This window comes from Mucilaginibacter oryzae, from assembly GCF_003148845.1.
GTDB classification, from domain to species: Bacteria; Bacteroidota; Bacteroidia; order Sphingobacteriales; family Sphingobacteriaceae; genus Mucilaginibacter; species Mucilaginibacter oryzae.
In genome coordinates, this window is sequence record NZ_QGHA01000008.1 from 170206 (window position 1) to 191092 (window position 20887).

Consider the following 20887-nt stretch of genomic DNA (forward strand, 5'->3'; position numbering starts at 1 on the left):
TTGCATGGCCAATAATTTTTACCGGCAACCTTGCATTTGATGTTTTTTACCGAATTTTGTTATAAATTATTTGAAAATAGCCTATGGAAACCACTACCGAAAGGGAATCGCACTATAAAGACCTCGAAAAACAAACCGTAAGGGAAATTTTAGAGCATATTAATAATGAAGATAAAACCGTTCCGCTGGCTGTTGAAAAGGCATTGCCGCAGATAGAGGCCCTGGCTGCGATAACTGCCGAAAGGATGAAGGCCGGCGGCCGTTTATTTTACATAGGCGCGGGCACCAGCGGTAGGTTAGGTGTGGTTGACGCATCAGAATGCCCGCCAACCTTTGGTGTTCCGTTTGATATGGTGGTGGGGTTGATAGCGGGCGGTGATACTGCCATCCGCAAGGCTGTTGAATTTGCCGAGGATGATGCGGCACAAGCATGGATCGACCTGCAGGCTTATGGTATTAATGATAAGGATGTATTGGTGGGCATAGCTGCTTCGGGCACTACGCCATACGTTATAGGCGGCTTAAGGGCTGCTAATGAACACCATATAGTTACAGGTTGCATTGTTTGTAATAACGGCAGCCCGGTAGCCGCCGCAGCGCAATACCCGGTGGAAGTGGTAACCGGTCCGGAGTTTTTAACAGGATCCACCAGGATGAAAGCCGGTACCGCGCAAAAACTGGTTTTAAATATGCTGAGCACAAGCGTAATGATACAGCTTGGCCGCGTTAGAGGGAACAGGATGGTTGATATGCAGTTAAGCAACCACAAATTGGTGAACAGGGGCACCCACATGGTAATGGAAGCAACCGGGCTAAGTGAAGAAGAAGCAGCCGGGATGCTGAAACAATACGGCAGCGTAAGGAGCGCTGTTGATCATTATTTTAAAAAGTAGTTTCGATGTGCAAATGTGCAAATCCCGGATGTGCAGATGATTTTGATTTGCATGCGCACATCTGCACATCCGAAATTTGAAATCGAATAAAAACAATGCACGAGATTGAACCATATTATCGCTGGAGAGACGATTACGTAGCATCGGAAGATGAGTTTTCGCCTTTTTACGCGACAGAATACAGCGAGTTTGAATTTGACAAGCAGGTATACAATTACCTGCTGCACCCGCAATGGGATTCGTTCGGCTCCAATACCCTTTATTTAAAAGTACTTTTTGCCGATTATGATAAAGGCTATACCATTATCGAATTGATTGGCGAGTGGAACGATGCCATTAATAACGATATTATGATGCTAAAACGCGAGCTGTTAGACCTGATGGTTGATAACGGCATCAGTCATTTTATCCTGATCGGTGAAAATGTGCTCAACTTTCATTCAAGCGATGATTGCTATTATGAGGAATGGTTCCAGGATGTGGAAGATGGCTGGATTGCCGGAGTTAATTTTCGCGAACATGTAATAGATGAGTTCAAAAACAACAACATCGATTATTACATCAACTTTGGCGGCGAACTGGATAACCTGGGCTGGAGAACATTGAAACCTATCCAGGTTTTCAAGAAGGTTGAAGAGCAGTTGATGAGGAGATTGAATTAGGGGAGAGGCGGGAGGTCAGGAACCAGTGTCTACAATAACCTGCTTAGTCCAGTTTATTTCAACCATTTACCCAGGCTCGCCTTAGCTTCTTCTGTTGAAAATATTTCGCCATTTTTTGATTGTTCAATACCAACATCTATTTTATTCAATAGCATCAGTCTGCTAATATCTCATTAAAAGTAAACTCACCGGGGAGCTCATTCACTGTTTTCAAAACTTCTTTTTTGGTCAGCATCATCAACTATTTAATAATCTAATTTACTAATTTAACTTTAAACAGTTTATTCGTTTTAAGCTTTTGCCTTCAATGATCAACACCATCATATTCGATCTGGGCGCCGTTTTAATTGACTGGAACCCTCACTACATGTATCGCACCCTGTTTAGCAACGAACAGGAAATGAAAGAATTCCTGGCCAATATCTGTACTTCCGACTGGAATGAAGAACAGGACGCAGGCAGGCCGCTGCAGGAGGGCACCGATCTGCTTGTGGCACAATATCCGGAGCATGAAGCCAACATCAGGGCTTTTTATGGCCGCTGGATTGAGATGCTGGGAGAGCCGTTGCACGGTACGGTAGAAATTTTCAGGCAGCTGAAAGCCAGCGGCAAATACAAGATTTACGCTTTAACCAACTGGTCGGCCGAAACCTTCCCGATGGCATTGGAACGCTTTGATTTTTTAGGATGGTTTGATGGCATTGTGGTATCCGGCACGGAGAAGATGCGCAAACCAACGCCTGCCTTTTACCAGGTTTTGCTGGACAGGTATAACGTTGATGCAGGTGAGGCTCTGTTTATTGATGATAACTACCGCAATATTTTAGCAGCCGAAGAGATGGGGATTAAGAGTATCCATTTTGCATCTTCGGAAGCTTTGGAAGAGGAGTTGAAAAGGCTGAAAATTTTATAGCAACCGGCCGTGGAGACACGGCCTCGCGAAAGTTTGACACACTTGCGCTCATCTTTGATGAGTGCTTAAAATGGGTTGGCGTTTGTAACGCAAGCTTTGTTAATGGCGTTACAAACGCCAACCCATGTTAAGCGCCCGTTTAAAACTAGCGCAAGAGTTTTATACTATGCAACATTATGTTATCCAAACAATTCACTGCTTAAATACCTGTCCCCTCTATCGCAGCAAATAAATACAATCACGCCTTCTTCCAATTCCCCGGCTAATCGTATAGCTGCAGAAAGTGCACCACCGCTGCTCATCCCGGCAAATACTCCTTCAACTTTGGCCATTTGGCGGGCCATCTGCGTAGCTTCCTCCTGCGAAATATCCATTACCCTGTCAACCCTTGTGGCATCAAATATCTTAGGCAGATATTCTTCCGGCCACCTGCGTATGCCTGGGATTGACGAGCCCTCAACCGGCTGACAGCCCACTATTTGCACACCCGGATTTTGTGCTTTCAAATACCTGGAGCAACCCATAATGGTGCCGGTAGTACCCATGGCGCTTACAAAATGGGTGATCTTACCTTCGGTATCCCTCCATATTTCCGGACCCGTGCTTTTAACATGCGCCATATAATTATCCGGGTTGGCAAACTGGTTCAGTAAGTAATATTCGCCGGTGGCGGCTTTTTCTTCGGCATAATCGCGGCAAAGCTCTATGCCTTCCAGCAGGGTAACTTTGGCGCCAAAGGCTTCCATAGTGAGCGTACGCTCCCGTGTGGAGTTGGATGGCATTACCAGTTCTATCTCTAAATCAAACAACCTTGCTATCATTGCCAGGGCAATGCCGGTATTCCCGCTTGTTGCCTCAATCAGTTTGGTACCGGGTTTAATATCGCCACGCTCAATAGCGCTGCGGATCATGTTGAGCGACGCACGGTCTTTAACGCTTCCGCCCGGGTTATTCCCCTCCAGTTTGGCAAAAATCTGCACTTTAGGGTTGGGGTTCAGCTTTTTAATTTCTACCATAGGCGTGTTGCCTATCAGGTCTATCAATCCGGCCATCGTATATTTTATTAGGTAAATGTTTTATTTTTTATGACCGAACAATTTCATGCCCAGCCTTTTTAATATCCGGTGATTAGGCGTATGATACACCCTCGAGTTTGGCGGTAAACTTTTGGTAAGCCATACATTCCCCCCTACTACGCTGTTATGACCAATCACGGTTTCGCCGCCTAAAATGGTAGCGCCCGAATAGATTACCACATTATCCTGCACCGTTGGGTGCCGTTTGGTATTGGCCATGCTTTTATCTACACTCAACGCACCTAAAGTAACGCCCTGGTATAATTTAACATGCTTGCCAATTACGCAGCTCTCGCCAATTACTATGCCTGTGCCATGATCTATATAGAAATACTCGTCTATTTTGGCGGCCGGATGAATATCGATACCGGTTTTAGAGTGCGCGTACTCTGTCAATATCCTCGGCAGCAGCGGTATATTATCAACATAAAGCCTGTGCGCTATCCGGTAAAGCGAGATTGCATAAAAGCCGGGATAACTCCGGATCACTTCAAATTCGCTTCTTGCTGCCGGATCGCCATTAAAAATCGCCTGGATATCCGTATTCAAAACCCGGAACAGCTCGGGCAAACTTTCAAAAAAGTTTTTAGCCAGCTTTGATGTATCACAATTACTGCAAGCCTTAGTGGCATGCATAATACGGCAGAGTTCGTTTTCAAGTTTTATAAATTCCGCTTTCAGCGCATCAACCGAAGCATACTTTTCTCCGGTACGTTCCGGGTATAGCAAATGGATCACTTTAAGTGCCCAGGACGTAATTTCCTTATTAGAAGGCACGGCTTCCTGGTTTTGCTGTTTAGCAAATATATAGTCGTAAAACTCCTGACTCATGTTTTGTGGTGGTACTGCTTTTGATAAACAGTTGTTAGCGTTACAAGTTTATACAAAAGATTGTTGTTAATGTGTAAAATGACCAGCATAATTGATATTGGCATATAAAATTGCCATCAAATAAAAGTGCTTCATACCCTATAGCATGATAAAAAGCCAACTATATTGGAAGTGGTGTAGTGAAAAACTCCGCCCATTACTAAAATTTAAAATGTGCGGGTCCAGTATTTAAGTTTAATTTTAACGTACTTTCCTGCGGATGTTTTTTTATAGTAATAGGCAAAACTATTATACTTTTTTTTGACGATAGAATCACCAAGCTTTACGGAATCAAAATCAATCCCCGCCCATTTCCAACATGGAAATGTTCTCTTCGCGCCTTTAATTACTAATTCAGGCATTTTTTTAGGGGGCGGTGATTCCTGCTTTTCAATTACGATACCATTATAGGTTTCTAAATAATGTAGATCTATTTCAGTATAAATAGGCCAAACTCCCACGATAAAAAGAAACACAAGCATACCAATTCTACTCCAAACCTTATTTATATCCATCCCACTAATATAAAAAACTCCCCTTAAACAATTAAATTCATTATTGTCATACGCCCCAGTCGCAAACCAATTAGTGCGTATCTATTGTTCAGATATCGCGATTGATGTGCTATTACTATATCGAAAAATCAAAAAAAAAGCCCCGGCTAATGCCGGGGCCAGTTAAATTCTATAGCCCGAATTTTAGTTCAGGTATTTGGTAATATCTTCAGATAGCGGCGTAGTTTGTGATCTGAAACGGTGGATCAGTTTACCGTTTTCATCAATCAGGAACTTTTCAAAATTCCATTTAATATCGCCGGTAAAATCTGGGTTGGGCGCCGTGGTAAGATATTGAAACAAAGGATCGATATCAAGACCTACAACGCTTACCTTCCCGCTCATCGGAAAAGTTACGTTAAAGTTTTCTTTGCAGAAGGTTTTGATATCCTGGTTAGTGCCCGGTTCCTGGCCGCCAAAGTTGTTAGCCGGGAAGCCCACTACCACCAGTTTGCCTTTGTATTGCTCAGATAATTTTTCAAGGTCGGCGTATTGTTTGGTGAAACCGCATTTCGAGGCAGTGTTTACAATCAACACTTTTTTTCCTTTGTATTTAGCCAAGGTAAAATCCTTGCCATCAATGGTTTTAAGTTTAAAATCATATACTGATGATGGCGCCGCCGTAAATAATAAGGCGATGATGAGTGCAAGTGTTTTCATGGTTGTTTAATTGATTTTATTATCCACAATAAAAGTAAAGCTAAAAATCCCTTTTAGCTAAATACTCGTCTTCTTTTTGTGTCATTTTTTGTTTTGTAACAGCACTTTTATCGGTATAGCCCAACAGGTGCAAAGCTCCGTGAATAATAACCCGGTGCAATTCGTCCGCTTCTCCGGTTTTAAATTTAGCGCCGTTTTCGCGGATGCGGTCTATAGAAATAAAAATGTCGCCAACAATATCGCCTTCAACTTCCGAATTATCGAAGGTTACAATGTCTGTATAGGTATCGTGATCAAGATATTGCTGATTTATTTGCAACAGGTAAGCATCCGAGCAAAAAATGTAGTTTAACTCTTTCAGTTTAAATCCTTCGGCAACAATGGTATCCTTTATCCACCGGCGCAACTGCGCTTTTTGTTTCGGCTTGAAGGATATATCCTCTTCAAAAAAATTAATCGCCGGCATCAGATCTTAAAGTGAAGTTCAATTTCATTCCCTGTGGTATTAAAGATACACTGATCGGCCAGGTGCTTAATAATGAACACACCACGCCCGGTCAGGTTTTCAAGGTTTTCGGGCGCTGTCGGGTCGGCCAGGTTGTTGTAATCAAAGCCGGGGCCTTCATCTGTCACTGTCCATACAATACGGCGCGGTTCAACCTCGGCATTAACAATCACTTTCCTGGTTTCGTCAAGCTTGTTGCCGTGTACTATAGCATTAATCACGGCTTCGTTAAGGCAGGTCATCATGTTGGCAAAAGTATCTTCGGCTACGTTATGTTTATCAGCAATTTCCTCTATCAGCTGCTCAAGCTGCGCTATGCTCTCCGTTTTTGATGGCAGCTGTAACGTATAAAGCTCGCTGGTTTGAACATTTGCCTGTTCCATATTATTTGGCATTAAGTTGGTCAAAATAAGATTTAATTTTTTGTTTGTAGTACAAATTGAGTGCCGGAGATACTGTCCGGATCTGCTCGGTTTGTTTTGCCTTTTGCTGCTGGTACCCCTGCAAGGCTTTTACATATCCCGGAGGCAGGTCTTTACCGGCATTACTTTGCCGCTGCTCATCCTGTTCCCGCTCCTGTTCGGCCTTTTCAGCCTCCAGTAACCGGCTTTGTATCTGCTGCTGCCTTTTAATAGCATCATCTGTAATCTTCCTGTTTACGAGATCACGTTCGGTTTGTTCCATTTCTTTGGATATTTTATCCAGATTTCCCAATACGCCGGTACCATCCTTGTTTTCGTTCCTGTCAATTTGCTGTAAAGCCTGCCGTATCATCTGCTGCTGGCGGGCCATTTTGGCAAACTGCTCGCTCATGTTACCCTGGCTGCCTTGCTTACCCTGCCCCTGGTTGCCCTGCTGCTGCATTTGCTCGCGGGCTTTCTGCATATTCTGGTTAAGCTGCTGCTGCATTTTGGCCAGCTGCGATATCGACTGCTGCTTACCTTTACCGCTGCCGCCCTTGTTCATCATTTTTTGCATCTGGGCAAGGGCTTCGCTCAGCATCAGGGCCAGGTTGTTCATGGATGTCATGGCATATTGCTGGTTGCGGTTAGCCTCCAGCGTATGCCTGTCGCCCAGTTGCGCGAGGGCCTGGTCAATATGATCGTTAATACTGGCTATTTCCTTGTTTACGGTAGACTGGATCTGCGGGATCCTTCTGCTGATGGCGTAAAGGCTGTCTTCGGCCGTTTTTAAGTTATCGCGGATATCTTTTTGCTGTTGCGATAACGTTACATATTGCGGATCTGTTGGATTAGTGCCTTTTAATGTTTGCATCAGCTTTTCCTGGTTAAACGAACTGTTCACCAGGCTTTTTAATAATTCTCTAAGCTGTTGCGCGTCAATGGCATTTTCTTTCGATTCGCCTTCGTCATTATCTTTCTGCATTTTGGCAGCAAGCTGTTTCATTTGTTTAGCCGCCTGCTGCTGCGATTTAGCGGCCTGTTGATTATTCTTCTTTTGCAGGTCACCGGCGCTCTGCTCCATTTGTTTTTCAATATCCTGTGTTTCCTTTTCTGGATTTTGGTAGTCTGCTTTTCGCTCGGCCTGTTCGTTGGCCTTCTTCAAATCATCAAAATTCTTCTTTATCTCCTGGAAATCCTGTTTCAATTTATCCTGTTGCTGCTGCAGGCTTTGCTGATCGGCACCTTTTTTTTGCGTTTGCTCCGCGAGTTTTTGCTGTTCGTCGGCAAGTTTGTTTAACTGATCGAGGTTCTGGTTTAGTTTCTGTTCAAACTCCAGTTTTTTATATAATTCCAAAACGCGGTCAAGTTCCTTTTTTAACGATTTATTATCCATTTGCATTTTGGATAGTTCATCGCGGGTGGCATCTTTTTGCTGATCGTTCAACAGCTTTTGCAGGTTTTGAAGCAATTCCTTTGTTTTTTGATCCAGCACATTATTAAACAAATCTTCAATTTGTTTCTGCTTAGCCAGGATCTCTTCGCTTTGCTGCCGGCTTTCCTGCCGGTTATATAAGTTTTTCTTATTATCAGCCTGTATATCTTTTACCAAATCTTCCAGGTCCTTCCGCTTCTGCATTAAATCCTCCACCTGCTTTTTTTCGTCAAAGCTCAGCGTGTTTTTGTTAAGCAGGGTTTGATTAAGCTTTTGCGCCTCGCGTTCAACCTGCCCGGCCAGCTTGATGGCCGATTGCATTTTATCTTTAATGGCCTTGCTCCCGGCATTCAACTGCTGTTCTATCTCCCTGCTGTCGGGTACATTCAAGGTACGTTTGGTAGTGCGCGCTGTTTTGGCGCCATTCACGCCATCGTTATCAGCAACCTCGAAATAGTAACTCACACGGTCACCGGGATTGATGCCCATATCTTTCAGGTTCCAAAAGTAAAAGAAACCGGCCTGCGCCCCAGCCAGATCGGCATTCACTTTTTTACTGAAATCCCTGGATTTATTATTCCCGTTCGCATCGATGGTATAATGAAAAGTAAGGGATGAAAAACCATGGTCGTCCTGGATCTTCCCGTTAAAATAAAAAGCCTTCATACTTACAGAATCGGGCTTTTCTTCTACCGAGATAGACGGCGCCTCATCAGCAATCACATTAATGCGATAAGCAACCGAATCGCAGTGACTCACGGCCGAATTGAGCGGCAAAAATTTATAAACCGCGTTTTTCAGAATGCGTTCTTTAACTACAAACTCGTTTTCTTTGGATGGAACGGCCTTACGGCTTTGGCCATTGATATCAAATTGCAGGGCTTCGGCATATTGGGTATGCAGGCGCCAGTTTACAACGGTACCTTCAGGAATAGTGAGGTCGCCGACGTTTAACAGGTTTTCATTTTTTTTATGAAGATAGGCCGGGTAAACCAAATCTACATCAAAATGGAGCAGGGCGGGTTTCCGGTTAACCTTTATTTCATAAACTGCCGAGCTAAAGCCGTTTCCTGATAGTTTGAATTTGGTATTCTGCTGCAGGTTGCTGAACTGGTAGTGGAACCTGCTGGTGCTTTCTTTATCAAGCTTAAAAGTATTGTTGCCTGTTTCTACATAAATATCGGCAGGCAGCTTGTCGCCTTCCAGTTTCAGATCAAGCTTCAGGTCGTCGCCCTGCACAACCGAAAGGTTTTTATTCTGCACAACAAATTTAAACGGAGCCGCGGGCACAAAATACTCATCATGCCTGATCAGCCTTTTGGTGCTCTCGGTTAAAACAGACGGTGCCGCCAAAGCGATAATAACAATAACACCCAAAGGGCCAAGCGCCCATTTTAAATACCTGGTATTTTCTTTAAGATTGATAGCTGAGGGGAAACTGACAGGCTTTAAAGCTTCAACCTTTTGGTCGATACTGGCTTCAATCAGCGCACGGTGGCTTTCATCTGCGGCGGCCAGTTTTTTTAACTGTAGTGTATTAAGCAGTTTATCATTAACATGCTGAAAATGCCTGCCTATAATTTCGGCGGCTTCGTCATGGCTCAGGGTTTTGCCCACTTTAAGCCAGGCCAGCAACGATGGCAGCACCAGCCAGCAAATAAGAACGGTATTAAGCAGGATAAAAAAATAAAACAGGATGGTACGCAGCAGGATGCTGAAGTTGCCAAAATATTCGCCAAGGGCAATCACCACATAGGCGGTAAATAAACCGGCGCCTAAAAAAATAAGCCCGCGCAGAAAATTATTGAAATAATACTTCCGGATGAAAGTATTGATTTTGCCAAGCAAAAGTTCATAATTATCAGTTGGGGTCATACTGCGGGTTGATCAACGGCACACCATCTTACTAAACGAAAAAGCGGCGCAATTAATACATATTATTGGTTTAAGTTAAAAATTTAAAGCAATAATAGTTAAAATACATTTCACTTTAACGTTATAATGATAAGTTAGCCGGAAAAATGCTTTAAAACAGCAACGCGGTTTAAGCATTCTCCTTTTCTTCCAATTCAGCAGGTTCAAGCTCATGCAGCCAGATGCCCGAAATGCCTGCAATGGCATAAGGGGCAACTATCACTACGATGGATGTTACAGACAATGCCCTTTTTTCAAAAAGCAGCTCCAGGAAGCACAGGGCCACAATAACAAATATTGCCGTAGTAAGCGCCTGCTTTACATAGTGGGGCGCATGTTTTTTTAACAGCGATGAAACCGATATCCAGAATATAACGGCAAACGGAATAGTTAGCAGCAACACAATATCTGCGGCTACAATATAATCCTTCTTTATTTCATCGATAAGGCTAATTTGCGGGTTGGGCATAAGGAGCCATGCCAATGCCAGGTGCAACAGTGGCGCTACGATTACCATGAGCAGCCAAACTTTTAAACTGTATAAAAATGATCTGTCCATAAGATCTCATTTATCAAGCAAGCCAACAATATAAACCGATAATAAAAATGTACCCAACATAAGCAGCCATGATATGAACGCTGATTTGTTCCCGCTCAGCATACCGGTTATAGCTGCCGAAACCAGCGCGACACCCGCTTTAACATATAAATGATGCATTGCTATAACAACTGTTAAAACTATCAGCACGATGCTTATCATTATACTAACCGTTTTAAAAGCAATAGTATTAACAGCGGATAGGTTCATGGTAATACAAGTTAAAAATAGCGTTTAAAAAATGCTATTAAATTAACATTTTTTAACATTATGAAGCCCAAAGCAAATCGAATCAAATTAACGAAGGCAACTTTTTTGTTACAACGAAGCTATTAACCATTTTCTTATCAATTTTGAGCACATTATTGCGTTTATACTCCACGTGGCCGGATTAAAAGTTAAATATTGCCTTTGTTTCGCTGTGCTGATGCTTACACTGAAGCCTTTTATTGGCTTTAGCTATTATGAGCAGCTTAAGTCGGGAACCAATATGACCATATTGATCAAGGCTTTCAGTAAACGCAAACAGGAATTTAACGAAACCAGCGAATCGCACCCGGATTATGCGCAGCAACGTTTGGCAAACCCTCCGGTGTCGCGGTTGCTGCTCTTTTCATCGTTACTCAATATTATTTTCCCATTTGCTTTCGGCATTGACAAGAAGCTGAAAGGTGTTTTTTCTGACCGTCTGGCTTCGGCCATTGATGGCTCACTCCCATTATACCTGCTATCGGGCAAGCTTACTATCTGATATTTTTAGCGCCTACACGATCCTGCTTTTTGCTTACGCAAGAGGGTTAAGCTTTTTATCGCCCAAACCGTCATTGCGAAGTACGAAGCAATCCCACACAGGCAGGCCTGCCCTGTACAGTTCGCGATTGCTTCGTACCTCGCAATGACGAGTGCGGATCGGTATCTCCCCTTCTCTCTTCCATAAGCCCTTCAAACCCGTTTTGTTAATTTTTTTAATCTTCATAAAAATAAGATGCAACATCTTAACAGGTATTTGTGCATAGTGCTGTTACTGCTGATGGCCGGTAACGCATGTGCACAGCAAGATATACCACCGCTAACGTTAAAAACGCTTTTAAGCAAAATTGGCAATACTGCACCTTCGCTCATTACCGATTCGGCAGGTATCAGCATTAAACAGGCGCAGGCCGTTGAAACCCGCAATAACTGGTTGCCTAACCTGAAACTGAACTACCAGGCCGATATAGGTACCAATAATAACACTGCCGGGCCATACTTTGGCTTCGGGATCATCCCTTCAAACTCGCGCGGGGTGCGTGATGAAAGCAATACCAGCGCTACACTTACCAATTTGGGTATTGCCGCCCTTGATTGGGAAGTTTACAATTTTGGAGCATACCGCGCGCAGAACAAGGTAGCAGGATCGGAAGTGCAGCTGGCGCAGGATCAGTTTCAACAATCAAAATACCAGCTGCAAACCTATGCCATTGGCTATTACCTGCAATTGCTGCGGCTGCAGGACTATATCAACATACAACAGAAAAACATTCGCCGCAACGAAGAGATCGTCCGGTCTATCCGGTCGCTGGCCAAAAGCGGCGTGAGGCCGGGTGTTGATACCAGTATTACCGAAGCCGAGCTGTCAAAAGCGCGCCTCAACAACATCGAACTGGAAAACCAGCTTAAACAGGTACAATTGCGTTTGGCACAGATGAGCGGCTTACCGGCAGATCGTATAGTCCCGGATACCACCATCGAAACGAAGTTGACAGCATCGGTGTTGTTGCCTGCCATTTCGGACGCGGATACGACCAACCATCCGCTTATCAATTACTATAAATCGCTGCTGCAAAACAGTGTAGCGCAGGAAAACCTGGTTAAAAAGCAATATAACCCTAAAATATTACTGGAGGCCGCGGCCTGGGGCCGCGGATCGAGCGTGGATGCTAATGATCATTTCAACAACCTGTCGAGCGGCTGGGGATTTGACCGGAACAATTACCTGGTTGGCATCGGCATCTCCTATAACCTGTTTGATATCAGGCGGAGGCAGTTGAAATTAAGCAGCCAACGTGCCGCTACAGATTATGCGCAAAAAAAACTGAACGAGCAAAAGTCGCTGTTATCATTAGGAATAAGCCAGGCCAATGTAGAGCTGAACACGGCACGCGAACGCCTTAAAGAGATCCCCAACCAGCTAAAGGCTGCCGACGCCGGTTATCGCCAGAAACTATCGTTGTACAAAAACGGGTTAACAGATATCATCGACCTGAATGCCGCCCTAAATATCCTTTACCGCGCCGAAACCGATTATGTGCAGGCCCGGTACGCCTTTTCGAGCGCGCTTTTCCAGAAAGCGTTGAGCGGCAACGAGGTGAACACTGTTTTAAACCTTTTAAACTAAAAATCGAACACTATGTCAATGGTCACATCCGCGCTTAAAAGGCCCATAACAACGGTGGTTATCACCCTTAGCCTTTTAATTTTCGCAGTACTTGCCGCAATCAACATCCCCATAGATATTTTCCCGCAGCTTAACCTGCCTACCATTTATGTAATCGAATCGTACGGGGGCATGTCGCCGCAGCAAATGGAGGGTTTTTTCAGTACCCGTTTGCAGGATCAGTTTCTGTATGTAAACGGCATCAAAAATATCAGCAGTAAAAATATCCAGGGGCTAACCCTCATCAAGCTTTCGTTTTATGAAAGCACCAATATGGCCGAGGCCAGCGCCCAGGTAGCCTTACAGGTAAACCGCGCGCAAAGCTTTTTCCCGCCGGGCGCGTTGCCGCCGCAGGTGGTAAGGTTTGATGCCTCATCGTTACCGGTAGGGCAACTGGTGTTTGATAGTAAAACCGCCAGCCTGAAGGATATTTATGATATGGCAGCCACCCGTATCAGGCCTATGTTTGCCACCATTCCGGGTTTATCGGCACCGCCGCCATTTGGCTCCAATGCCAGGTCCATCATCCTCAGTATCGACCCAAGTAAGCTGCGCAGCTTTAACCTAACGCCCGATGAGGTGGTTGAGGCCCTATCCAAATTCAACACCATGGCGCCATCCGGCAATTTAAGGCTGGATAATACCATCTATTTAACCACCTTAAACTCGCTCATCAAAAACAGCGAAAACTTTGGCAATATCCCGGTAATTACCAAAAACGGTGTGCCTATCTATATTAAAGACATCGCCCGGGTAAGCGATGGTACCGACGTTACGGTTGACTACGCGCTCATCAACGGCAAACGATCAGTATATATCCCGGTAGTAAAAACCGCCGACGCCTCTACCTGGACCGTGGTACAAACCCTGAAAAGCAAGCTGCCCGAAATGCAGAACCTGCTGCCCGATGATGTAAAAATCTCGTACGAGTTTGACCAGTCGGTATTCGTGGTGAACTCGGTAAAAAGTTTGATGACCGAGGGCGGCCTGGGCGCCTTGCTTACCGGCTTGATGGTACTGCTGTTTTTGCGCGACTGGCGAAGCAGCCTCATTGTGGTAATTACCATCCCGGTATCTATCCTGATAGGCGTGTTGCTGTTAAGCCTGTTTGGGCAAACCATCAACATCATGACGCTGAGCGGGCTGGCTTTGGCCATCGGTATTTTGGTGGACCAGGCCACGGTAACCATCGAGAACATTCACCAGCACCTGGAGATGGGCAAATCCAAGCGGCAGGCCATTTTTGATGCCTGCGAGGAGATCTCCTTCCCGTTATTGCTGATCCTGCTTTGTATTTTGGCCGTATTCGCGCCATCGTTTATGATGAATGGTGTGCCCAAGGCTATGTTTTTGCCCCTTTCGATGTCCATCGGGTTAACCATGATCGTATCGTATGTGATAGCCCAGACCCTGGTGCCTATTATGAGCAACTGGCTGATCAAGGCCGAACAATACCAGCACTACCACCACGGGGAAGTGCATGCCCACGCAGGCGAGGCTTTAAACAGGCCCGAAGAAATACAGGTGAATGATCACCTGAAAAACGAGGAAGAACACCCCGAAAAGAATGATCTTTTTGAGCGTGTGAAAATGGGCTACATGAAGATCATCAGCCGTTGGACGGGACGTAAAAAAACCATCATCCTGGTTTATCTTATTGGCGTTATCGGTTTGGCGGCAGTTGGTTTCGTTGTTATAGGCAAGGATATGATGCCGAAATTGAACAACGGCCAGTTCCAGGTGCGCATTAAAGAGCCCGAAGGTACACGTTTGGAACGTACCGAAGACAAGTTTAAACAGGTGCTGAGCATTATCGACAAAACGGTGAACCACCATGTTGAAATTTCGTCGGGCTATATCGGCCTTATTCCAAGCAGTTTTGGCAGCAGTAACCTGTATGTATTCAACACCGGTACGCACGAGGCCGTTTTGCAGGTTAACCTTGATGAAAAGTACCATGTAAACATGGACGAACTTAAGGATGCCCTGCGCAAAAACATCGCGCACCAGCTGCCCGAAATGAGCATCAGCTTTGAACCGATAGACATGACCGAGAAGATCATGAGCCAGGGCGCCTCAACCCCAATCCAGGTGCAGGTGGCCGGTAAAAACATGCAGCAGATACAGGATTATGCCAACAAGGTTTTGAGCCGCTTAAAGCAGATCCCTTACCTGCGCGATGTGCAGATCGATCAGCCGCAGCGCTTCCCGGTGGTATCTATTACTTTGGACAGGCTGAAGGTATCGCAACTGGGCCTGAATGTTAAAGATATAGCCCGCTCGGTTACGGCAAGCACCTCGTCAAGCCGTTTTACCGAGAAAAACCTCTGGCTTGATGATAAATCGGCCTATACCTACCAGGTGCAGGTACAGGTGCCCGAGTATGTGATGAACACCATGGACGAGCTGAAGGAGATCCCCCTGGTAAAAGGCCAAAGCAGCCCCACCCTTGCCGATGTGGCCGACTTTAAAACCGAGTGCGCCCCCGGCGAATACGACCGCAGCGGGCCGCGCAGGTTTTTAACCGTGAGCGCCAACATTTACAAAAAGGACCTGGGCACGGCTACATCGGCGGTGCAAAAAGCATTGGCAGAAGTTGGCAACCCGCCCAAAGGTTTGATAGCCGAGGTAAAAGGGATGTCGAGCCTGTTGGTTGAAACTTTAACCAGCCTGCAAAACGGTTTGGCCTTTGCCATTTTGGTGATCTTTTTATTGCTGGCCGCCAACTATCAATCATTTAAGGTTTCGCTTACGGTACTATCAACCGTGCCCGCGGTTATTTTAGGGTCAATCACGGCGCTGCTCATCTGCGGGTCTACACTTAACCTGCAATCGTATATGGGGATGATCATGTCTACCGGGGTATCGGTTGCCAACGCTATTTTGATTGTTACCAACGCCGAAAAGCTTCGCCTTGAATACCGCGACGCCACACGCGCCGCCGTAACCAGCGCATCCATCAGGCTGCGCCCTATCCTCATGACCAGTTTAGCCATGATTGCCGGGATGATCCCGATGGCATCGGGCATGGGCGAAGCAGGCGAACAAACCGCGCCGCTTGGCAGGGCGGTTATCGGCGGCCTGCTGGCCTCTACCCTGGCGGCTTTATTTATCCTGCCGCTGGTATTTGCCTGGGTACAGGAAAAAACCACCTACCAATCGCCATCATTAATGCCCGGCGAACAACCCGAAGAAACTACAGAAAGCAACCTCCAAACAGTATAAATCATGAAAACCAAACATATCATCATTACGGCCCTTATCGCCTGCTTTTTCGCGGCATGCTCGGGCAACCAAAAACCGGTAGACCTTACCGCCGATAATACACCGGCCGGCAAAAAATACCCGCTAAGCACCGTTAACGAAAAAGCCCTGTCCAGCTCGGCCCGTCTGCCGGGACAGTTAAAGCCCTTTAACGAGGTGAACATTTTCCCCCGGGTTAACGGCTTTGTGAAGGAACTTTATGTAGATCGTGGCTCGATTGTAAAAAAGGGCCAGCTGCTGCTTACCCTCGAGGCGCCAGAAATGGAATCGCAGTTCCAGGCGGCTAACTCCCGCTTTTTGCAGGCACAGGAAACGGCCAACGCCAGTAAAGAGAAATACAACCGCTTAAAACAGGCCGCCGCCGAACCCGGCTCGGTATCACCGCTTGACCTTGACAACGCCAACGCCCGCATGCGCGCCGATAATGCCATTGCCGAAGCCGAACGCGCCAACATGGCCTCGGTAAAAACCATGCAGGGTTACCTGAATGTGTACGCCCCTTTTGATGGCATGATTGTGCAACGTAATGTATCGCCGGGGGCGCTGGTAGCGCCGGGAAAAGCCGGCGATATCCCGATGCTAATATTGCAGGATACCCGCAAGCTGAGGCTGGAAGTGGCTATCCCCGAAAATTATGTGGATAAGGTTGACCTGAAACAGCCGGTTACCTTTACCTTTAACGCCATGCCCGGCTCGGAGCAAAAGGCCACAATCAGCCGCTCGGCCAACGCGCTGGGCAGCATGCGTTCGGAAGCGGTGGAAATTGACGTTGAAAACAAAAACAACGCCCTGAAACCCGGCATGTACGCCGAAGTAAAGATCCCGATGCTGTCGGGGGCGAAATCATTGCTGGTGCCCAACACGGCCATTGTACGATCTACCGAGCGGGAATACGTGGTAGTGGTTGACGCCGGTAAAGCCAAACTGGTTGACATCAAGGAAGGCCTGAGCAGCCACGACTCGACCGAAGTTTTTGGCGACCTGAAACCCAATGAGAAGATCATTACCCAGGCCAGCGATGCCATTAAGGATGGGGATGAGATAGAGTAGATTTTAATAACCTCTAATCTTAAGTAATATGAAGCGAAGCAATCCCCAGCTTCATATCTGAAAAGCCGGTTGGGTTGATTGCTTCGTTTGTCAAAATTAAACTTTGCAAATGATTCTTTGCTATGGAAGAATGTACCGTAAATTCTTTACTTTAGAATTCCACTAAGCCAAATGAAAATTTTACTCGTCTCTGCAATTATAGTTGCAATTGCCTTTGTTTTAAAAGCATGTATTAACACTACAAGCCAGTCCGCCCAAAACACAATTCGTCCGCAAGATGAAGAGTTGCCCAAGGTTCAAAAAGAGAATGATAAACTAATCCTTGTAAATAACGTACAACAAAATGATATTGAAAACGCGTTAACAACGTTTTGTAATATGTATAATAAGGATAGCTTTGTAGCTTTGCCAAGGGTTGTCACAATATCTTCAAATTCCTTTGTTGTAACATTTCCTTATGATACCGACTTCGTTACTTTCTGTTATGTGATTAACTTTCTTAAATATCCTGTTGATATTAAGTGGCAATCAAAGGTAACTGCATGGGTCACTACTAAAGCATCTGACGATTGGATAACAGATAAAAGTAAAAACAAAAAGGTTATGCTCTTCCTCGCGGAAGACGACAACGAATATGATAATGTTTTTATGACAACTGAAGATAACATTAGTTATAAACTTGGCTTTGCAGCAGGCAAGGAAAAGCAACTGCTTTCAATCCTAAAAGAACCATATCGGGCTCCATCAATACAAATAAAAAACCTGGAAGGCCTTCCCTTTAAAGATATTAAATAAGAAAAACGGAGTTGGGTGGATATGGCATGGAGACTTATTCTCAACTAATCTGAATAGTTCTTAGTGGACGACAGACTGAATCGTTGCCTCAAGAATGAGGTTGTAATTAAACTTTTTCGCCTCCCGTTCAGTATCTTTGATCCTGTTAAAAATTAAAGAGGCGATTGGTTCGCCTCGTCAAATCACCTTATACTCAACCCGGCTTGAAAAGAAACCACCTTATCGATCTGCTCAGATTTATAGCGGCTGTATCTGTAATGCTTTACCATCAATATGTATGGCTCGCGTTTAAGCCTGATAACCTTTACACAAATTTCTTTGCCACATACGGGCGACTGGGCGTACCTGTTTTTTTTGTCATCAGCGGGTACTGCATCATGATCGCGTTAAATCACAGCCGCAAGCCAGCCGGCTTTATTATCCGCCGCTTTTTCAGGATCTTTCCGCCGTTTTGGTTTAGCATGGCCTTAACCCTGCTGGTTGTTTTGATCGGCAAGCTCATTTATGGCACCAACTCTATGGTTGTATTACCCAAAAGCCCCGTCGAAATCTTTCGCGCGGTAACGCTGCTAACTTCGCCCATAACCGCACAGAAACCCATCAATAGCGTTTGCTGGACGTTGAGCCTCGAAGCCGGTTTTTATATCATCATTTTTTTCTGCGGGTTGGTCAAAAAAAGCCTTTTCACGCCGCTGCTGGTGATCATAACCGCCATTACCTGCATCATCCCCCTGCCCGACCAGGGAGCAGGCGTAATCCTCAGGTTCTGGCCGCTGTTTGCCTCGGGTGTAGCGGTTTTTAAACTTCTGCACGATGGCAAAAATAACCGGGCGATCAATTTTCTTTTACTTGGGCTGGCTTTATACGCGTTTTACCCCACCGGGCAGGAAGCCTTATTTTTTATCAGTACGCTTATATCCATCATGCTGATCGTGCTATCGCACTACAGGCCCGTTAAACCAAACGCCTTAAGCAAACTCGGCGACCTATCCTACGCCATTTACCTCATCCATATCCCCCTAACCGTTCTTTTGCTCAATAAATTCAGGGATCAGCCCCCGTTAAAAGGCAACGGCCTTTTAAACTTTATGGCCGATATTGTTTTGGTATTACTGGTTACCGGTTTTTCGAAACCGGTACACCGTTACATCGAACTACCGGCCATCAACCTCGGTAAAAAACTTAGTGCGGGTAAAGCGGCAGGCGCAACAAAAAAATCATAAAATTATTGGCAATTTGCCTTGCATAATTATATTTGCAACCCGGCTATACATTAATCGGGATGTAGCGTAGCCCGGTATCGCGCCAGCATGGGGTGCTGGAGGTCGTGGGTTCGAATCCCGCCATCCCGACAGGAAACAAGCAATAGAAAGCATATTTAAGAGGTAGTTTTACTAATTGGATATGCTTTTTTTGATTTTAAAGCTTCAGGTATACGGTTCAGTATACGGTAGCTTTCCCCCTTTTGAACTGTCGTAAATCGTCATAACCTCAACAGTTATGGCTACGGTAGCGATCGTATTAAACACAACTTACAAATTAAATAATGGCGAATACGCCGTTGCGCTAAGAGTATCTCAAGGAAAAAAACAAAAGTACTTTTCAATCTCTACATTGATCACCGATCAATCATTACCTTTTAAATGTAAACCTGAGGACTGGATCATAGCGAAACAAGAAGATAACGGGCTGGGCAAATTCCGCAAAAGCTTTACTGCCTATAAAGAATGTAACGAGGTGTTAAGCGTAAAACTTAACGACGCTCGCAATATCCTTAAACGTTATGATGAAAACAATTTTCCTTTCTCTTTTGAGCATTTTGAGGCTGATCTAAAGAAAAAAGAGGTAAGGAAAGAGTACATTGAGCGGGTAACCGTAGAAGAGCAACCGGCAAAAACAACACTACAAGCCTATTACGATCAACAAATAAAATTACTTGATGAACAAGGAAGGGTCGGTTTGTCAGGCCTAACCTATGAAGTTCAACGTTCACTGAAGAAGTTTAGGCCCGATGCTCTACTTAAAGATGTTACCGTTCGTTTTCTGGAAAGCTTTGAGTATTGGTTAAGGAACGAGCGAAAGAATAAAGACACAACCATCAGCGTTAAGATTCGTAATATTCAGAGGGTCATTAATCAAGCCATTGAGGATAAGCTTTTAAAACCTGAAGATTACCCTTTCGGTGAAAAAAAGTACTCAGTTAACAAGCGGCTTGACAGCAAAACGAAGAAAATAGCAATCACATTGGATAAGATAGCTAAACTCAAGGCCCTTGACCTAATACCTGGCTCATGGCTGCACTTCGCTCAACAATACTTCCTTTTCAGCTACTACAGCAGAGGAATGAACTTTGTTGATATCAGCTATCTTAAATGGAGCGACATTTCGGACACGCATATAACCTACGTACGCCGTAAAACCAGAGGCCAGTTTGAAATACCCATTAATGAGCACAATAAGGCTATACTGGATTACTTCAAAACAAACTATAAAGTTCCTGGTGGCTTTGTGTTCCCCATCTTAGACACAACCATACATATAACCTTATATAAAATCTAATAATTAATTACACAAATTTGTTGTATCTTTAAAAAAAGAGATACAATCATGTCAAGACCTGTATTAAAAGTAGGAAACTACACCCCTGAAGAAATCAAGGCACTCTTTCGGGATGATGAGAAGTATACAATAGGTATTCGTTTATATGCAGTTTATCAGGTAGCTAAGGGTCAACCAAGTAGAAAACTGGAAGATTTATATAACACAAGTTTTAAACAAATAACCAATTGGGTGCATCGTTTTGAAAAGGAAGGGGTAGCCGGGCTGAAAGATAAGCCAGGCCGCGGGCGGACAGCCCGCCTTAGTCAGGAGCAACGGGAAC

The 20887-nt window shown here is 44.9% G+C and carries 20 protein-coding genes and 1 tRNA gene; 12 read left to right on the forward strand and 9 right to left on the reverse strand.

Annotated elements, in window-relative coordinates:
- The first annotated feature begins 83 nt into the window (after positions 1-83).
- From murQ to LX99_RS19340, 3 genes are all read left to right on the forward strand, one after another.
- Positions 84-893: an N-acetylmuramic acid 6-phosphate etherase gene (murQ, locus tag LX99_RS19330; protein WP_109609350.1), complete on the forward strand. Its 810-nt coding sequence runs from the start codon at positions 84-86 to the stop codon at positions 891-893.
- A 95-nt stretch (positions 894-988) separates the two neighbouring features.
- Positions 989-1555: a hypothetical protein gene (locus LX99_RS19335; RefSeq protein ID WP_109609351.1), complete on the forward strand. Its 567-nt coding sequence runs from the start codon at positions 989-991 to the stop codon at positions 1553-1555.
- Between the two features lie 307 nt (positions 1556-1862).
- On the forward strand, positions 1863-2468 hold the full coding sequence (locus LX99_RS19340; RefSeq protein WP_109609352.1) for an HAD family hydrolase: 606 nt from the start codon (positions 1863-1865) through the stop codon (positions 2466-2468).
- A gap of 179 nt (positions 2469-2647) precedes the next feature.
- Here LX99_RS19340 and cysM read toward each other — a convergent pair whose 3' ends face one another.
- The 9 genes from cysM to LX99_RS19385 all read right to left on the reverse strand — a co-directional run bounded on the left by cysM (position 2648) and on the right by LX99_RS19385 (position 10691).
- Complete coding sequence (gene cysM, locus LX99_RS19345; RefSeq protein ID WP_109609353.1) at positions 2648-3520, reverse strand: cysteine synthase CysM; 873 nt, start codon at positions 3518-3520, stop codon at positions 2648-2650.
- A 24-nt stretch (positions 3521-3544) separates the two neighbouring features.
- Positions 3545-4375 (reverse strand): serine O-acetyltransferase EpsC, encoded by an 831-nt coding sequence (gene epsC, locus LX99_RS19350; protein WP_022832670.1) that lies wholly within the window; start codon positions 4373-4375, stop codon positions 3545-3547.
- Between the two features lie 206 nt (positions 4376-4581).
- Positions 4582-4929: a hypothetical protein gene (locus tag LX99_RS19355; RefSeq protein ID WP_109609354.1), complete on the reverse strand. Its 348-nt coding sequence runs from the start codon at positions 4927-4929 to the stop codon at positions 4582-4584.
- Positions 4930-5112: 183 nt separating this feature from the next.
- Positions 5113-5628 carry a glutathione peroxidase gene (locus LX99_RS19360; protein WP_109609355.1) on the reverse strand — a complete coding sequence of 172 codons (516 nt, stop codon included), beginning with the start codon at positions 5626-5628 and terminating at the stop codon, positions 5113-5115.
- Positions 5629-5668: 40 nt separating this feature from the next.
- Entirely contained in the window at positions 5669-6094 is a 426-nt protein-coding gene (gene ybeY, locus LX99_RS19365; RefSeq protein ID WP_109609356.1) for an rRNA maturation RNase YbeY, read from the reverse strand.
- The gene (locus tag LX99_RS19370) at positions 6094-6516 is read right to left on the reverse strand and encodes an ATP-binding protein (RefSeq protein WP_031267038.1); all 423 of its coding nucleotides are present in this window, start codon (positions 6514-6516) and stop codon (positions 6094-6096) included. Before LX99_RS19370 ends, ybeY begins: the two co-directional genes overlap by 1 nt.
- Position 6517: 1 nt before the next feature.
- Positions 6518-9844 carry a DUF4175 family protein gene (locus LX99_RS19375; protein ID WP_109609357.1) on the reverse strand — a complete coding sequence of 1109 codons (3327 nt, stop codon included), beginning with the start codon at positions 9842-9844 and terminating at the stop codon, positions 6518-6520.
- Positions 9845-10013: 169 nt separating this feature from the next.
- Positions 10014-10442 carry a hypothetical protein gene (locus tag LX99_RS19380; protein ID WP_022832665.1) on the reverse strand — a complete coding sequence of 143 codons (429 nt, stop codon included), beginning with the start codon at positions 10440-10442 and terminating at the stop codon, positions 10014-10016.
- A gap of 6 nt (positions 10443-10448) precedes the next feature.
- Entirely contained in the window at positions 10449-10691 is a 243-nt protein-coding gene (locus LX99_RS19385; protein ID WP_109609358.1) for a hypothetical protein, read from the reverse strand.
- A 172-nt stretch (positions 10692-10863) separates the two neighbouring features.
- Here LX99_RS19385 and LX99_RS19390 point away from each other — a divergent pair, with 172 nt between their 5' ends.
- The 9 genes from LX99_RS19390 to LX99_RS19435 all read left to right on the forward strand — a co-directional run.
- Positions 10864-11232 carry a hypothetical protein gene (locus LX99_RS19390; protein ID WP_146203166.1) on the forward strand — a complete coding sequence of 123 codons (369 nt, stop codon included), beginning with the start codon at positions 10864-10866 and terminating at the stop codon, positions 11230-11232.
- Between the two features lie 234 nt (positions 11233-11466).
- Complete coding sequence (locus tag LX99_RS19400; RefSeq protein WP_109609361.1) at positions 11467-12858, forward strand: TolC family protein; 1392 nt, start codon at positions 11467-11469, stop codon at positions 12856-12858.
- Positions 12859-12870: 12 nt separating this feature from the next.
- Entirely contained in the window at positions 12871-16122 is a 3252-nt protein-coding gene (locus tag LX99_RS19405; protein ID WP_109609362.1) for an efflux RND transporter permease subunit, read from the forward strand.
- A 3-nt stretch (positions 16123-16125) separates the two neighbouring features.
- On the forward strand, positions 16126-17211 hold the full coding sequence (locus LX99_RS19410) for an efflux RND transporter periplasmic adaptor subunit (RefSeq protein WP_109609363.1): 1086 nt from the start codon (positions 16126-16128) through the stop codon (positions 17209-17211).
- A 171-nt stretch (positions 17212-17382) separates the two neighbouring features.
- Positions 17383-18006, forward strand: coding sequence for a hypothetical protein (locus LX99_RS19415; RefSeq protein WP_109609364.1), 624 nt, complete (start codon positions 17383-17385; stop codon positions 18004-18006).
- A gap of 203 nt (positions 18007-18209) precedes the next feature.
- The gene (locus tag LX99_RS19420) at positions 18210-19229 is read left to right on the forward strand and encodes an acyltransferase family protein (protein ID WP_146203167.1); all 1020 of its coding nucleotides are present in this window, start codon (positions 18210-18212) and stop codon (positions 19227-19229) included.
- A gap of 55 nt (positions 19230-19284) precedes the next feature.
- A tRNA-Pro gene (locus LX99_RS19425) sits at positions 19285-19358 on the forward strand.
- A 148-nt stretch (positions 19359-19506) separates the two neighbouring features.
- Positions 19507-20565, forward strand: a complete 1059-nt coding sequence (locus LX99_RS19430; protein ID WP_109609366.1) for a site-specific integrase — start codon at positions 19507-19509, stop codon at positions 20563-20565.
- Positions 20566-20613: 48 nt separating this feature from the next.
- Positions 20614-20887, forward strand: a 274-nt coding sequence (locus LX99_RS19435) for a helix-turn-helix domain-containing protein (protein WP_146203168.1), incomplete at its 3' end; no start/stop codon positions are given.